The 15,806-nt window shown below is 39.9% G+C and carries 17 protein-coding genes and 1 other annotated feature; of the genes, 5 read left to right on the plus strand and 12 right to left on the minus strand.

From position 1 onward, the window contains the following. Nucleotides 1–46 precede the first annotated feature (46 nt). The 3 genes from hisC to hisG are packed head-to-tail and all read right to left on the minus strand — an operon-like array spanning nucleotide 47 to nucleotide 3,284. Entirely contained in the window at nucleotides 47–1,087 is a 1,041-nt protein-coding gene (gene hisC / locus ACXJY6_RS03870) for a histidinol-phosphate transaminase (RefSeq protein WP_458767460.1), read from the minus strand. Nucleotides 1,088–1,089: 2 nt separating this feature from the next. After that, on the minus strand, nucleotides 1,090–2,385 hold the full coding sequence (gene hisD, locus ACXJY6_RS03875) for a histidinol dehydrogenase (protein ID WP_458767461.1): 1,296 nt from the start codon (nucleotides 2,383–2,385) through the stop codon (nucleotides 1,090–1,092). Between the two features lie 5 nt (nucleotides 2,386–2,390). Further along, nucleotides 2,391–3,284 (minus strand): ATP phosphoribosyltransferase, encoded by an 894-nt coding sequence (gene hisG / locus ACXJY6_RS03880; RefSeq protein WP_458767696.1) that lies wholly within the window; start codon nucleotides 3,282–3,284, stop codon nucleotides 2,391–2,393. 64 nt (nucleotides 3,285–3,348) lie between these two features. After that, nucleotides 3,349–3,481: a sequence feature (His leader region), on the minus strand. A gap of 557 nt (nucleotides 3,482–4,038) precedes the next feature. On the opposite strand from hisG, the gene ACXJY6_RS03885 reads away from it, so the two are divergent. The 4 genes from ACXJY6_RS03885 to purB all read left to right on the plus strand — a co-directional run bounded on the left by ACXJY6_RS03885 (nucleotide 4,039) and on the right by purB (nucleotide 8,200). After that, nucleotides 4,039–4,446, plus strand: a complete 408-nt coding sequence (locus ACXJY6_RS03885; RefSeq protein ID WP_456051918.1) for an H-NS family histone-like protein — start codon at nucleotides 4,039–4,041, stop codon at nucleotides 4,444–4,446. 559 nt (nucleotides 4,447–5,005) lie between these two features. Further along, on the plus strand, nucleotides 5,006–6,133 hold the full coding sequence (mnmA, locus tag ACXJY6_RS03890) for a tRNA 2-thiouridine(34) synthase MnmA (RefSeq protein WP_458767462.1): 1,128 nt from the start codon (nucleotides 5,006–5,008) through the stop codon (nucleotides 6,131–6,133). Between the two features lie 11 nt (nucleotides 6,134–6,144). Continuing rightward, nucleotides 6,145–6,762, plus strand: a complete 618-nt coding sequence (gene hflD, locus ACXJY6_RS03895) for a high frequency lysogenization protein HflD (RefSeq protein WP_456051916.1) — start codon at nucleotides 6,145–6,147, stop codon at nucleotides 6,760–6,762. 67 nt (nucleotides 6,763–6,829) lie between these two features. Further along, nucleotides 6,830–8,200, plus strand: a complete 1,371-nt coding sequence (gene purB, locus ACXJY6_RS03900) for an adenylosuccinate lyase (protein ID WP_456051915.1) — start codon at nucleotides 6,830–6,832, stop codon at nucleotides 8,198–8,200. Between the two features lie 58 nt (nucleotides 8,201–8,258). Here purB and ACXJY6_RS03905 read toward each other — a convergent pair whose 3' ends face one another. From ACXJY6_RS03905 to htpX, 9 genes are all read right to left on the minus strand, one after another. After that, a complete protein-coding gene (locus ACXJY6_RS03905) occupies nucleotides 8,259–8,783 on the minus strand; it encodes a DUF3833 domain-containing protein (protein WP_456051914.1) in 525 nt (174 codons plus the stop codon). Continuing rightward, complete coding sequence (locus tag ACXJY6_RS03910; protein WP_458767463.1) at nucleotides 8,780–9,331, minus strand: chalcone isomerase family protein; 552 nt, start codon at nucleotides 9,329–9,331, stop codon at nucleotides 8,780–8,782. Before ACXJY6_RS03910 ends, ACXJY6_RS03905 begins: the two co-directional genes overlap by 4 nt. Further along, nucleotides 9,288–9,803 carry a DUF2878 domain-containing protein gene (locus ACXJY6_RS03915; protein WP_456051912.1) on the minus strand — a complete coding sequence of 172 codons (516 nt, stop codon included), beginning with the start codon at nucleotides 9,801–9,803 and terminating at the stop codon, nucleotides 9,288–9,290. The genes ACXJY6_RS03910 and ACXJY6_RS03915 overlap by 44 nt, the downstream gene beginning before the upstream one ends. 8 nt (nucleotides 9,804–9,811) lie before the next feature. Next, nucleotides 9,812–11,047, minus strand: coding sequence for a class I SAM-dependent methyltransferase (locus ACXJY6_RS03920; protein WP_458767464.1), 1,236 nt, complete (start codon nucleotides 11,045–11,047; stop codon nucleotides 9,812–9,814). A 15-nt stretch (nucleotides 11,048–11,062) separates the two neighbouring features. After that, nucleotides 11,063–11,827: a DUF1365 domain-containing protein gene (locus tag ACXJY6_RS03925; RefSeq protein WP_458767465.1), complete on the minus strand. Its 765-nt coding sequence runs from the start codon at nucleotides 11,825–11,827 to the stop codon at nucleotides 11,063–11,065. Next, on the minus strand, nucleotides 11,828–13,105 hold the full coding sequence (locus ACXJY6_RS03930; RefSeq protein WP_458767466.1) for an NAD(P)/FAD-dependent oxidoreductase: 1,278 nt from the start codon (nucleotides 13,103–13,105) through the stop codon (nucleotides 11,828–11,830). Between the two features lies 1 nt (nucleotide 13,106). Continuing rightward, nucleotides 13,107–13,853 carry an SDR family NAD(P)-dependent oxidoreductase gene (locus ACXJY6_RS03935; RefSeq protein ID WP_458767467.1) on the minus strand — a complete coding sequence of 249 codons (747 nt, stop codon included), beginning with the start codon at nucleotides 13,851–13,853 and terminating at the stop codon, nucleotides 13,107–13,109. Continuing rightward, nucleotides 13,850–14,290 (minus strand): nuclear transport factor 2 family protein, encoded by a 441-nt coding sequence (locus tag ACXJY6_RS03940; protein WP_458767468.1) that lies wholly within the window; start codon nucleotides 14,288–14,290, stop codon nucleotides 13,850–13,852. Before ACXJY6_RS03940 ends, ACXJY6_RS03935 begins: the two co-directional genes overlap by 4 nt. 190 nt (nucleotides 14,291–14,480) lie before the next feature. Beyond that, on the minus strand, nucleotides 14,481–15,344 hold the full coding sequence (gene htpX / locus ACXJY6_RS03945; RefSeq protein WP_456051906.1) for a protease HtpX: 864 nt from the start codon (nucleotides 15,342–15,344) through the stop codon (nucleotides 14,481–14,483). A gap of 243 nt (nucleotides 15,345–15,587) precedes the next feature. Between htpX and ACXJY6_RS03950 the strand changes: the two genes are divergently transcribed. Beyond that, nucleotides 15,588–15,719, plus strand: coding sequence for a hypothetical protein (locus ACXJY6_RS03950; RefSeq protein WP_456051981.1), 132 nt, complete (start codon nucleotides 15,588–15,590; stop codon nucleotides 15,717–15,719). Nucleotides 15,720–15,806 lie beyond the last annotated feature (87 nt).

Genomic DNA, 15,806 nt, shown 5'->3' on the forward strand with positions numbered 1-15,806 from the left:
CTAACGTAGAGGAAGGGCTTCAGATTAACCCTTCCTTTGCGGCTAACTATTGATAATAATTTCGGATAAATGCTACGGTTTTTTCACACTCTTCACGGCTACCCACACTAATGCGGACGCAATCATCAATAGGAGAATTTCGTAGAATGATACCTTGATCCCAAGCACTCTTAAACAATTGATCGCCATTCGGGAACTTTATCAGCAAATAATTCCCCCACCCCTCAAACAAGGTCAATCCATCAATTGCTTGAAGCTCAGATTTTAAATAGTCTCTGTTTTGATTAAGTATCGCAACTTGTGCTTTCGCCAACTCTAACCCTTCTTTCGATAAAGCTTGAGCCGCAATATCTGCGACAGGTCGTGAAACTGGATATGGCGCAATAACTTTCAACAGTACGTTAATGAGCTCGGGGTTACCCAAAGTGAAACCACAACGTAATCCAGCAAGTGCAAAGGCTTTTGAAAGCGTACGCAATATTGCTAAGTGTGGATACTCCGATAAAAGGTCAACGGTTGAAGCTTCTGGGCAAAAGTCGATATAGGCCTCATCCATTACAACAATTGCACGCTCTTTAGTCATCTCGAGCAACGTAATAATATCCTCACGCTTCACCAAGTTACCTGTAGGGTTATTTGGTGAGCAAACAAAGATGACTTTTACACTATCTAGATTACTTTGAATAGCTGGAAGATCGAGCTGCCAATTAGCTAAAAGAGGAACCTTTTTACATTCAACACCAATCGTTTCAGCACTGATTGAATACATTCCGTAAGTGGGTGGACAAAACAAAATCGCGTCTTCACCAGGTTCGCAAAACGCTCGTACCAAAAGTTCAATACCTTCATCGGCACCACGCGTGGTAATGACTTGATTTGAGGCTACCCCAGCGTAATCGGCATAAGCGTTAATTACAGATTTAGGCTGACACTCTGGATATCGATTCAATTCATTCGATTCACAATTGAACTCATTGCTAAACGGCGATTCATTCGCATTAAGCCAGACATCTCCGGTTCCACCGATACGGCGAGCTGAAAGATACGGTGTTAATGCTTGAACATTTTTACGAGCGAGTTTTTCCATGGTTACTTAGCCTTCTGTAACTTTTCAACCCGAAGCGTAACGGCACGCTTATGGGCATCTAAACCTTCAGCCTCTGCAATTTTTACAACTGTAGGAGCAATCGCAACCAAACCTTCAGCAGAAAGCTCTTGTACAGTCATTCGCTTACTAAAATCTGCTAAGCCAAGGCTTGAATAAGTTCGTGTATAGCCGTAGGTCGGTAATACATGGTTTGTCCCAGAAGCATAATCACCAGCAGACTCAGGCGACCAATCACCAAGGAAGATTGAACCTGCATTATCTAAATCTGGCAGCAATCCACGTGGTTCTTTGGTTTGAACAACTAAATGCTCAGGACCATAGGTATTTGAGATTTCAACTGACTGTTCAATCGAATCCGCAATAATAATTAAGCTCGAAGAAAGCGCCTTTAATGTAATATCACCACGTGAAAGGGCCTTTAATTGAACCTGAACAGCATCCGCAACTTGGTCTGCGATAACAGGAGAAGGCGTCACTAACACGACTTGAGAATCTGGTCCATGCTCTGCTTGGCTAAGCAAATCCGATGCAATGAAATCAGCATCTGCAGTTTCATCCGCAATAACCAGTACTTCAGAAGGCCCAGCTGGCATATCCATCGCTGCACCTCGAAAATCATTATTCACTTGACGTTTTGCTTCTGTTACAAACGCATTTCCCGGACCAAACACTTTATCTACTTTGGTTACGCTATCAGTACCGTACGCCATAGCGGCGATAGCTTGAGCGCCACCAACACTGTATACTTCATCGATTTCGCATAGCTTTGCAACATACAAAATCTCATCAGCAATCGGCGGTGGAGAACACAACACTACTTTTTTACAACCCGCAATTTGCGACGGAACACCTAACATCAAAACTGTTGAAGGTAGAGGTGCACTGCCACCGGGAATATATAAACCCACGTGATTAATAGGACGAGTAATCTGCTCACAAACTACACCTGGCATGGTTTCAACTTGAACCGGTTGATGTATTTGAGCTTTATGAAACTTAACGATGTTTTCGTAAGCTTGATCTAGGGCATTTTTCATCTCAACATCGATACGTAAAGATGCCGTTTCTATTTCCTGTCCAGAAACACGAATAGAGTCCAAAGCAACTTTATCAAAACGTTCGGTTAGTTCACGCAATGCATCATCACCTTCAGCACGAACCTTTGCAATGACCTCAGCTACCGTAGCAGAGATATTGGCACCGTCAGTTACCGCTGGACGTTCTAGAATCGACTCTTGCTGCTCAATACTTAATGATTCCCACACTACCGTTCTCATAATGCTTACTCCATCATTTTCTCAATAGGAAGTACAAGAATCGAACTTGCACCCAACGCTTTCAATTGCTCCATCGTTTCCCAGAATAAGTTCTCCGAACTCACTAGGTGCACGGCAACGCGAGACTTATCTTGAGAAAGAGGCAATACTGTTGGATCTTCCGCGCCAGGTAGAATTTGCTTAATCGCATCTAACTTATCGACTGGAGCATGCAACATAATGTACTTAGATTCTTTCGCTTGCTGAACACCATTCATACGAGTCAATAGCTTAGCGATAAGTGCTTCTTTTTCTTCTAGAAATTCACCTTTACGTTGAATTAGCACAGCTTTTGATTCAAAAATAACTTCCGCTTCTTTTAAACCATTCGCTTCAAGAGTTGCACCTGTTGACACTAAATCAGCAATCGCGTCTGCTAATCCAGCTCGAGGAGCCACTTCTACTGACCCAGTTAACATACATGTGCTAAACGGAATACCTTGCTTATCCATATACGCCTTTAATAGTTGAGGATAAGTAGTGGCAATACGCTTGTTAGCCAAGTCTTGTGGGCCGTTGTACTCGTCGTCTTTATCAATTGCAATAGACAAACGACATCCACCGAAGTCCATTCGGCGCAGCGTAACAAATTCGCTAGGTTCGTTTAATGCAAAACGGTCTAAACGCTCTTCTTCCAATACGTTCTCACCAACAAACCCAAGATCAACAACGCCATCCATAATTAATCCTGGAATATCATCGTCACGAACCAAAAGTAAATCGATAGGCATATTTTGAGAGTGTACAACTAGACGTTCACCCATCACGTTAAATTTCACGCCACATTTTTTAAGTAGAGCCATACACTCTTTACTCAAGCGACCTTTTTTCTGTATCGCAATTCTCAAACGTTGTGTCATTGGCATTTCATAATTCCTTAAATAAATTTGATAATATTCTCGTGTCTCTTTAGACCAAACTAATACAAAAAACCCCCGGAACGTTAGTCATCCCGAGGGTTATAATCTTGAATTCTCTGATTTCACCTCCGGAAGCTATTGTCTCCCGGATACGCGCACATCTCCCGAAAGACTATAAGGGATGATGATGGTGATGAATAATGTACATTACTTCTACGCGCATGATTATTTTCTTATCTTTAACATTTGCGTACACAGTACCTTGGCTTTAGACGATTTTCAAGCCTAAAACGCACTTTTACTCAATATTTTTAGCACTTATTTTTTCAACACTAGATAAGAGAAAAAATGTGCTTCTTGGCGTAAGTTTTCAATTTTTTCACGTACGTCTTGAAATTTAAGACTGTAATGGAACAGTCTCAAAGATAATAACTGCTGCTTTGAAATATGAAACAGCATTAAATAGATATTAATATAAGTTAAAGCCATTTAGTTCCCTCATAAACATCTCTATCGAATAAAATACAAACATGACGATTTTTTCACATAATATGAAACTAAATAAGATATGATGAGACTAAAGAACCAATTGACTGTTTTTAATTGACAATTGTGTACGTTTCGTATTTTTTTATTACCTCTACTTTTTTACTATTTGTAAAAAATATAAGTAATTCTTTTTTTAATATTGTATCTATTTATATCTCCGTTTATTATTAACTCGTAGATAAAATTTAATTGATAGGATTTTGCAATGAGTGAACTCACCAAAACATTATTAAACATTCGTAGCCTTCGTGCATTTTCACGAGAGCTAACAATGTCACAACTAGAAGAAGCATTGGAAAAATTAACTCTTGTTGTTAATGAACGTCGTGAACAAGATGAAGCCGAAGCAGCAGAGCGCCAAGCTCAAGAAGCTAAACTGGCTGAAATAGCTGATCAGATTGCCCAGAACGGTATCGATGTTCAAGCTTTGATTACTGCTCTTTCTGGAGAATCAAAACCAAAGACAAGCAGTAAACGCGCTCCTCGTCCTGCAAAATACAAATACACCGACGCAAACGGTGAAGAGAAAACATGGACAGGCCAAGGTCGTACACCTTCTACAATTCAAAAAGCACTTGATGCGGGTCAATCTCTAACTGACTTTGCTATTTAATTTCATTTAATAGTAACTGACTTTTAGTCACTTTGACTCAATGCATTACTTTATCTATTTATAGGCTCATTATGATGAGCCTTTTTTTATTTGTATAAAAAAGGTAAAGCTAAAGTACTATTCGATTACCAATCGTTCATAACATTATTAAACTTATTGATTAAGTGTTCTACTTTCTGACCTGATTTGTTGCGATGGTCGTTAGATAAATTGCACTTATAGGTGGGTGACATTTTTGAAGCAACACTTATATTACAGAATGTCAGAACACTATTCAGCAGACCTTAAAGAACCTTATTGTAACTAATTCCATCAATATGAAATCTATTCCAACTTAATTCAACGATACTCCAAACAATGCTTAAGGTCCCGTCCACAAGTTAGTATGTGTTATTGTAATAAAAGCATGCAAAAAAACATAAAACACCAAACTTATCACCCTAGAAGCTAAATCAACTTCATTTAGAAAATATTTGATGGCTCTAAGCAGTTGTAGATCTGTTTCCCCGTGTCACTTTCTGCTAAAATCTGCTCCCAGTTAAAAGAGTGGTAGTAATTAATGTCTAATAATCCAAACAGCTCAAAAAAAGTAATCATCGGCATGTCTGGCGGAGTCGACTCTTCAGTATCAGCCTATCTCCTTTTACAACAAGGCTATCAAGTCGAAGGCCTGTTCATGAAAAACTGGGAAGAAGATGATAATGAAGAATACTGTACTGCTGCTGAAGATCTCGCAGACGCACAAGCCGTTTGCGATAAATTAGGTATCGAACTGCATACTATTAATTTTGCTGCCGAATATTGGGACAATGTATTTGAATATTTTCTAGCCGAATATAAAGCTGGGCGTACACCAAACCCTGACATCCTTTGTAATAAAGAAATTAAATTTAAAGCGTTTTTAGATTTTGCGGATGAAGTATTAGAAGCGGATTATATTGCAATGGGTCATTATGTACGTCGCTCTTTTCCTCTTGATGATAGCAAGCCTGAAATGTTACGTGGTCTCGATGCAAACAAAGACCAAAGTTATTTCCTCTATACACTGAATCACAAACAAATTTCACGTAGCTTATTTCCGGTCGGCGAATTAGAAAAACCTGAAGTAAGAAGAATTGCAGAAGAACAAGGTTTAGTTACGGCGAAGAAAAAAGACTCTACAGGTATTTGTTTTATTGGAGAGCGTAAGTTTACAGATTTTCTAAAACGTTACCTTCCCGCTCAGCCTGGTAATATTGAAACTCCAGAAGGAAAAGTTGTTGGCAAGCATCAAGGTTTAATGTACCACACGTTAGGTCAACGCAAAGGTTTACATATTGGTGGCCAAAAAGGTGGCGGCGGGAACGAAGAACCTTGGTTTGTTGCTGAGAAGGATTTAGAGCGAAATGTACTTATCGCCGTGCAAGGTGCCAATCACCCATTACTTAAATCTGTTGGTTTATTTGCATCGCAATTACATTGGGTTAACCAAGAAGCTATCACGCAACCTATAAAATGCAGCGTAAAAACTCGTTACCGACAAAATGATATTTCTTGTACGATTATTCCAATAGATGACAAAAACATCAAAGTCCTATTCGACGACCCACAAGTCGCTGTTACTCCGGGTCAATCCGCAGTATTCTATGCCGATGATGTTTGCCTTGGCGGCGGTATTATCGAACAACGAATTAAATTATCCCAATAATAGGAGATGACGTGGCGCATTCAAACTACGACCGTACGATAGCTTTTGCTGGTATGTGTCAAGCAGCCTCATTAGTTCAAAACGTAGCAAAGGATGGTCATTGTGACGACAATGGTTTTAGGACTTCGATTAATGCCATTTTAAATCTTAATCCTAGTAGCACCATTGATGTCTTTGGCAATGAGGACAACCTAAAAGTTGGGCTGGAGACACTCATAAGCGGTGTTAATAGTTCTTCACCAGGCAGTGAAATCACTCGTTATATGATCAGTCTGATGGCGCTAGAGCGAAAGCTAAACGCTCGTCGTGATTCCATGTCTCAATTAGGTGATCGCATTGATACCTTAGTGAGACAAAGTGAACATTTTGATCTATTTGATGACCAAATGCTTTCGAATATTGCCAGTGTATACCTCGATGTAATCAGTCCGATTGGTCCGCGAATTCAAGTCACAGGTACACCCTCAATTTTACAAATGCCCGGGAACCAGCAGAAAGTTCGAGCACTGTTGCTATCCGGTGTACGTTGCGCAGTATTATGGCGACAGGTCGGTGGTAAAAGACGCCACTTGATTTTTGGTCGCAATAAAATGGTTGAACAAGCAAAAATTTTACTCGCTCGCATTTAAAAGTAAGCCCTCTTTTTATGTGAGATACATTATTATTTCTAACTTGATATAGATTTAGGAGAAGCACATGGAACTTTCAGCACTAACTGCTGTTTCACCGGTAGATGGCCGCTACGGAAGTAAAACCATTTCATTACGTAGTATTTTTAGTGAGTTTGGTCTCCTAAAATATCGCACAATCGTTGAAATACGTTGGTTACAAAAGTTATCTTCTACTGCAGGGATTCCAGAAGTACCTGCATTTAGCGCGGAAGCAAATGACTTTCTTAACCAACTTGCAGAAAATTTTGCTGAAGAAGATGCCGCTCGTATTAAAGAAATCGAGCGCACAACCAATCATGACGTTAAAGCCGTTGAGTACTATCTAAAAGAGAAAGTTTCAGCACTTCCTGAACTTGATGCGGTGAATGAATTCATCCATTTCGCATGTACTTCTGAAGATATCAACAACACCTCTCATGCATTAATGCTTAAAGAAGCACGTGACACGGTCATTTTACCTGAAATCCGTAATATCATTGATGCGATTGTTGAGCTTTCGAAAGAGTATCGTGATATTCCATTGCTGTCTCGTACTCACGGTCAACCAGCGTCTCCTTCGACCATGGGTAAAGAAATGGCGAATGTGGCGTACCGTATGGAGCGTCAATATAAACAAATTGCAAACGTTGAGATTTTAGCCAAGATTAATGGTGCAGTTGGCAACTATAACGCTCACCTTTCTGCTTATCCTGAGTTAGATTGGCATCAGTTTAGTGAAGAGTTCATCACCGAATCACTAGGTGTGACATGGAACCCATATACCACTCAAATTGAACCGCACGATTACATCGCGGAGTTATTTGATGCAATCGCTCGTTTTAACACGATCCTTATCGATTTCGATCGTGACGTATGGGGTTACATCGCACTAGGTCACTTCAAGCAAAAAACGATTGCTGGCGAGATTGGATCTTCAACGATGCCACATAAAGTAAACCCAATCGATTTCGAAAACTCAGAAGGCAACCTTGGGCTTGCAAACGCAATGTTTAACCACCTTGCTCAAAAACTGCCAATTTCACGCTGGCAGCGTGACCTAACCGATTCAACGGTTTTACGAAACCTAGGTGTTGGTGTTGGATACTCCATCATTGCTTACACCTCAACGTTGAAAGGAATAAGCAAACTCGAAGTTAACCGCGAAGCTTTACTGGCTGAATTGGATAAGAACTGGGAAGTACTCGCTGAACCAGTTCAGACCGTTATGCGTCGTTACGCAATCGAAAAGCCTTATGAAAAGCTTAAAGAGCTGACTCGCGGTAAACGCATCGATGGAGATGCTATGAGGGCCTTCATCGATGGGCTTGAAATCCCAGCGGAAGAGAAAGTTCGCTTAAAAGAAATGACACCGGCAAGTTATATTGGTCAAGCTATCGACTTAACTGATAAGTTGTAGGATTTACTGTCATTATTAAATCTAAAAAGCTTCCTTTTGGAAGCTTTTTTGTTGGCGATTATTTTTGAAAGAACAGAGTTACCTTGCCGACATTCACGCCATATTTTTTAATCTGAGTAACATTGAATACGTGAGATTCATCTTGCCGATATAGCCAATCATCAAAATGCACGACAATAGGATCACCATCAACCAATAATTCTAAATCGTATTTCCAATGCAAAGCGTTCCCTTTTTCAACACCAATTGCTTCACCAATAATATCACCCGCTGTTCCAATATAAGAACCATCACTTTGCTTTGTAATCTCCCAACGGCGAGTATCTCGTTCCCCATCATCATAATCAAACAGTTCATCCAACACTAAGGTGTCACCATCTACTGTGCCTGTAATTTCAACAACAAAGCGGCGAGTTTGCATCCCTGTAAAATCCTGAACCATTCCCCAAGCTCTGGTATCACCCGTAAAATAACTAAATAAATCAAACTTGGGCGTGGTGTTATTATACTTTTCAATTTCCGTACTGCAGCTAACAAGCATAAAGCTCGCGATAAAAAGAAATAAATGTAAGCGTCGCTTCATGGTTGCTTTCCTATCAGTTGTTTGCGTAACTTGGGATATTGACTATTTTCAGCCAGCCATATTGAAAGAAAACGTTCAGTGAATTCTCGATCTTCAAACCAATGTAGGGTTTGCCAACCATCTTGGTTATGAGGCTTAAATAACATAACCGATTTATCGTTACTCAAGGTGACAAAGACTAATTCATCGCCTTCAACGACTGAGGGAAATAGTTGAGGAAGTTTGCGCTCCCATTGTGTAATAAACTCTTTCTCGTATTTCAATTTTTTCCATTGTTTAGTTGTGGCATTAGTAAACTCGAGATTAGAAATGGCTCGTTCATAGCGAATCACTAATGCTAATCGTTGTTTTGTCAACGTTTCAAATGGATTAAATTCACCACTCTTTGACTTGAGAACAGACTGATATACATCGAAAAAAAATACATTAAAGTCTGCTTGTCCAATACTAGGCCACTTTTGCCATATGTTAGTAATCTCCTGAGTGGTGGAATTTACAATAGGACTATGCAGCATCCCCACTAGAACTAGAATCGATAGTTTCAACATAATAAATGATCCTCATTGCGATCAAACCAAGCGTTGCCCATTGAATAGCAAATACAGAAAAAGTTATCGGCAAAGAATATGAGGTGGTGAAAGCGGAAAATTTCATTGCAGCCGCATAACTAAAAACCCCTCCTACCATAAACAATATCGGGACCGTGGCGCGTGGCACCTTCTTTAACATCGGCAGAAGGAAAACCATATACCAAGCGAACAAAAGCCATAAACTAACAAGCCAAATGGGGAATGCACTATTATCAAAAACCAATATGTCTATTGAGTGAGTGACCATGTCTATCCCAATACCTAATGCTGCGAAAAAGAAGAGTAACTTGATCTCCTTCCTACCTTGCCAAAGTAACACCAACCATAATGCTGTAACGACCAGCAACAGCGCCCATTCATAACGCTCGCGCCCTATAACCGCCACAAACCATAGGATTTGAAAAACCACAGATATTATGAATACACGCATAATGTCACTTACTGCTTTTCAAACGTAACTTGAACCGTACTGGTTGTTTTTGCTCGGAATCCAGCTTCGCAGTAGCAAAGATAAAAAATCCACAAGCGATAAAACTTTTCATCGTATTTTTTAGTATTAAGTTGAGAGGCATTGTCCATAAATCTCTCGCGCCACTCTTCAAGTGTTCGCGCATAATCCATCCCAATATCAGACAAGTCACGTAACACAAACTGACTCTTTGACGTAGTCGAATTGAGTAAACGTGTAATTGAAGGTAAAAACCCTCCAGGGAAAATATACTTTTGAATAAAGTCGACGTTATTGCTGTAGTAGTCATATCGCTGGTCAGCAATTGTGATAGCTTGGATCGCGAATCGACCTCCAGTCTTAAGTAACTGATGGCATTTCTCGATATACGAATCTAAATAGTCTTTACCGACAGCTTCAATCATTTCTATGGAAACAATTTTGTCGAATTGACCTTCGAGTATTCGGTAGTCTTGTTTTAACAAAGTGATCCTGTCTTCTAATCCCAGTTCTACAATCTTGTTTTCAACATACGAATGTTGTTCTTCAGAGATGGTTGTCGTGGTTACATGACACCCATATTGGGTTGCCATATAAATGGCCATTGCTCCCCAACCCGTACCAATTTCGAGTACTTGATCGGACTTAACAAGATTTAATTGGGTGCACAATCGCTCCATTTTATTAAGTTGTGCTATCTCAAGACTATCATCAACACCAAGATACAACGCGCTTGAGTACAGCATCTTCTCATCGAGAAACAATGTGTAAAGATCATTGCCTAAATCATAATGTGCTTCGATATTTTTTTTCGAACCTGCGAGCGAGTTTTTATTCATCCAGTGTGCAAACTTATAACCGAGTTTTGAAAGCAGATTGCTCTTCTTTTCTAAACGATCAACAGTATCAACATTTACAGCCATCAACTGTAATAACAAGGTTAAGTTCGAACTTGTCCACTCTCCTTGAATATATGATTCGCCGGCACCGATACTTCCAGATCTAAGTACTCGTAGATAAAACTCTGGGTCTAGAATTTCAATTCCAGCCCTAATCCCTGCTTTATTCTCATTGCCAAAGTGAAAGCTCTCGCCCGTTGGAAAACGCTCGACTAACGTTAACTGACCCATAGTTAAATTATGTAGCAGTTTTAACACAAGTGAACGTGCACTACTTTGAGTACGGCTAATACGGTATTCTGAAGTGATCAATTGGGTATCATTCATCGTCATTCTCCTTGGCTAATTACTTTGACTGTCAGTTTTGGTTGTATGATCGTAAATTGGCGCTCCCTTCCACCACAAAACAAGGGCATGCCAATAAATACTGCTAATGACTTTAATTGCCATAATCGGTGTTTTAAGTAATGATAAAACGAGGCTTTTACTGGAAAGAGACGACATTTTCATCACCAATGTCGCATCAAACACTTTTTCATCTTTATGGCATTCGAGGTGAACAAACAGTTTGCGTTCCACAGGTTTCACACGCCATAAATAACGTTGATTAATAGGATTGAATGGAGAAACATGAAACGCTTTATTATGCTCGTAGTCATCAATCGCTCCATCATAAACAGGCACTAGGTAATAGTGCGTCTGGTTCCAAGGTGTGTTACTCACTTCGGCAAGTAAATATCGCCATTCGCCATTGCCATCAAAAATGTAATAGAAATTGACTGGACTAAAGTACACCCCCAAATAACGTAGATGGATAAGAGCCATCACTTTCGGGTTCGACAAGTGTTCTCCCCCAAGTGATGTTACCTTATCCATAATTGACTGTTTTATGTCTCCACCACCGACGTAATCAGACCGCTTAAAGCGCGCCCAATGCCACCACCTTTCTCCAAACCCCCAAATCGTTTTGCTCAAATGTTCAATTTCATCTAAGTCTATATACGGCATGAATAAGCTCGAACTTAACGTATGTGTTAGAGGCCTAAATCTACGATGACGTATGGTGCCAATCATGAGTTGGCTGTTTAATTCCATCTCTTTGCGCATTCAGCTCACTCCGTCATCAACATTCGAAGAACTCAAATTTATATTTTTCACTACTTCGAGTGCGCTCCATACACCATCTTCATGGAAACCATTGCGCCAATATGCTCCACAGTACCAAGTGTTATTAATCCCACTGATCAAAGATCGTTTAGATTGCGCTTCGATTGCGGGTATCGAAAACAGAGGGTGGTGATAGTTAAATCGGCGTAACACTTTTTCTGGATTAATTTTCTCCACGCTATTTAAGCTCACACAAAATGTTTTATCACTTTTGATATGCTGGAGTATATTCATATCGTAAGTGAGACAAGGTGAGGCTAAATCAACATCATTCCCACGTTCAATGCAGTAGTTCCATGCTGCCCATGCTGCTTTGCTCTTCGGTAGTAAACGTTCATCAGTATGCAAAATTACATCATTTGATTGATATTCAATTGCTGACAATATTGAGGACTCATGCTCGCTAGGAGCATCTAGCATTGATAGAGCTTGATCACTGTGGCACGCAAATATTACTTGGTCGTATTGCTCTAAATTATGGTTACTTTCAATCATTACTCCACTCTGATCTCGAGTAACTCGCGTGACAGGAGAGTTCAATCGTATCCTATCTTTGAATCCGGCGATTAATGGTTCAATATAGCTTCGCGACCCACCTTCAATCACATACCACTGTGGCCGATTAACGACATCAAGCAAACCATGATTTAGAAAAAACCGTAGAAAAAAGCCTAATGGAAACGCTCGCATATCCGCCATGGTTGACGACCATATCGCCGCCCCCATTGGGAGAATATAGTTTTGATTAAACGCAGAAGAAAACGCATTGTCGTCCAAAAAATGTCCTAGAGTATAACTTTCAGAAACCGATTGAGTCGCATGCGCTTTTGCCAAACGATTAAAACGAAGTATTTCGAATATCAGTGAATAAAATGACGGTTTGAATAAATTCTTCTTCTGGGCGAATAATGTGGTTACAGTATGCCCATTGTATTCGAGCCCAGTTTGGTCATTACGAACACTGAAACTCATTTCTGTTTCATTTCCTTTGACACCAATTTGGCTCATCAACTTGATGAAATTTGGGTATGTGCGATCGTTATAGACAATAAATCCGGTATCAATCGCGTATTGAATACTATCCACCTCTACATCGACCGTTGCAGTATGCCCACCAATATAATCATTTGCTTCGTAAACTGTAATGTCATGTTTCTCATGCAAATAGTACGCACTTGTTAAGCCTGATATTCCACTTCCAATAATTGCAATTTTCATATCACACCTTTTCCGTTGTCACTATTGAACCGAGTACTCGATTGCGCAACGAGTACGGTAATATCGAAATAATTCGAATAATCCAAGTAAAACACATAGGAAAATAAATTTTCGATTTTCTCTGTTGTAATCCTTTCCTAATAGAAGACGATGCGCGTTGCACTGTGACTTTCATCGGCATGGGAAAGTCATTTTTATCTGTTAATGGCGTTTCTACAAAGCCTGGATAAATTGTCGATAATGTTATGCCTTTGTTTTGCCAATCTAATGCTAACGACTCTAAAAAATAGTTGATCGCTGCTTTTGAGGCACCGTAAGCTTCCGCTCTCGGTAAGGCGACAACACCGGCAATAGAACTAACGATGGCAACATGATCGTTAGGCCTTAATCGTGATTGACATGCAGCAAGACTGTTAACAACACCTTGAAAATTCACATCAAATACGCGCTTTACTAAATCAACATCAAGCACGCCATTATCAATATATTCACAACTGCCCGCATTAAATATCCATAGGCAAGGTGTCTGGTCAATCCCTTGAAGTTGTCGCTGAACTTCCTGCTTATCACTGACATCGAATTCTAAAAAGGTAAAAGATGAAGATGCACCTAATGCCACTTTCAATTTTTCTAAGCTTCTGCCGCACGCGATGACATTCCATCCTTCTGCTTCATAATCTCGTGCTAATTGGGCTCCAATACCTGATGAAGCTCCGGTTATCACAACTGTTTTTGTGGCCAAGGTCATTGCGCTAACCTCCTCTTCACCATATTTACAGCTTGTCGAAGCACTGGAATGTGTTGGTACACCATGCAACCAAGATCAAAGTGGTCACGGTGATAACTTACTTTTTCTTGGTCAAATTCGATGTAACTCATACCTGGAACTGAAATCTCTTTGCCATTATTCAATTTGGGGTGAGAAAAGTTCATGTTCCAAATTAGGTAACAGCGATTCTCAATTTGGTCCGCTGAATGTATGTCAAAGTGGCAATAGTGGGTGTTTAAAAGCATCGATTGAAAATATGCGATAAGGTTGTCTAGGCCCTCAATTTGATGTGCTGGATCTTCAAATCGTATATTCTCATGATAGACCTCTCCTAATCGCTCTAAGGACTGAGTATTCAAATTAGAATAGGTGCTAACAAAAAGAGCCAGTTCTTGACTATAGCTATCCACTTTCATCCAGCGACTCCAATAAAATTAATTGTACAATAAATTTATCTGTACAACATAAGATAGTAGAGTTTTAACAAAGTAACAACACTTAACTTGCGTACCATTATTATTTGTTACTAATTTCATATGGAAGGCAGAATGATGATGATCAAAAAAGCCACCGAAGGTCGGTGGCTTTAGAATGAAAATTATTCGCTTAACTATTTATAAGTGCTTGTATACGCTTATCAAGCGGTGGATGACTCATCAGTAACTCGGTCATCGAACGCTTTCCATTGATACCGAATGCCATCATAGAACCTTCCAATTGAGATTCATGTCCAACCTTGAGACGCTCAAGTGCAGCAATCATTTTATGTTTACCCACCATTTGTGCCGCGCCTGCATCCGCATAAAATTCTCGACGGCGGCTGTACCACATAGTGATGAAACTCGCCAAAAATCCAAACACCAACTCCAGAGCCATAGAAACCATGAAATACGCCATTCCTCCTGATTGCTGGCCTTCATCTGAATCTCTCGATGAAACAATTCCAGCAACAACACGAGCAAGGAAGATAACAAAGGTATTCACTACCCCTTGCAGCAAGGTCATCGTTACCATATCACCATTCGCAATATGACTCATCTCATGAGCCAGTACCGCTTCCGCTTCATCGCGTGTCATATTATGAAGCAGTCCAGTAGACACCGCGACCAATGACGCATCGCGTTTTGCACCTGTAGCAAATGCATTTATATCACCGGAATCGTAGATTGCTACCGTAGGCATTCCTACACCCACTTGCTTGCTTTGATTACGAACCGTTTCCAATAACCAATGTTCTGTTTCGTTACGTGGACTCTCAATAACCACCCCACCGACAGAGCGAAGTGCAATTGATTTCGACATCAACAGAGATATAAACGAACCGCCAAACCCAAATACTGCCGCCAAAATTAATAAGCCAGACAAACTACCTGGTTGAATTCCAGTAAATGCATATACAATGTTCAATACAACGCTAAGCACCAAAATTACCGCTAAATTGGTAATCAAAAATAATACTATTCGCTTCATTAACACGACTCCATAAAGAAAATTGACTTACTCAAATCTGAAACGTTACTTACTACTAACGAATATAATCGTCTATTTCAAAATTAAGGTTAAGCGCTAAATTGCAACATTTGATGTCTAGCACCAGCAAAGCGCTTTCTTGTTAGACTATGGTAGTATTGAACGACGTTATAATCTTGTTATCATTGTTAAAATATCTAACAGCATGACATGTATAACTACGTCTAATAAAAGGAATTCAAAATGGTAGAAGCAAAGGACTATCAAATGGCTATCGATCTTCTGTGTTTCCACCTCGGACTTACCGAGGAGCAAGCCAAAGAGCAGTTAGGATTAGAACAGCCAACTCCTTCTATTCTTTGTTTTGATGAATAATACTTTAGATTAAAAAAATTTAATAAAAAACGCAGCCTCAATTGGCTGCGTTTTTTGTTCTTCATGCATTTAATTTGACTGGATATT

The organism is Vibrio phycocola (assembly GCF_054404255.1).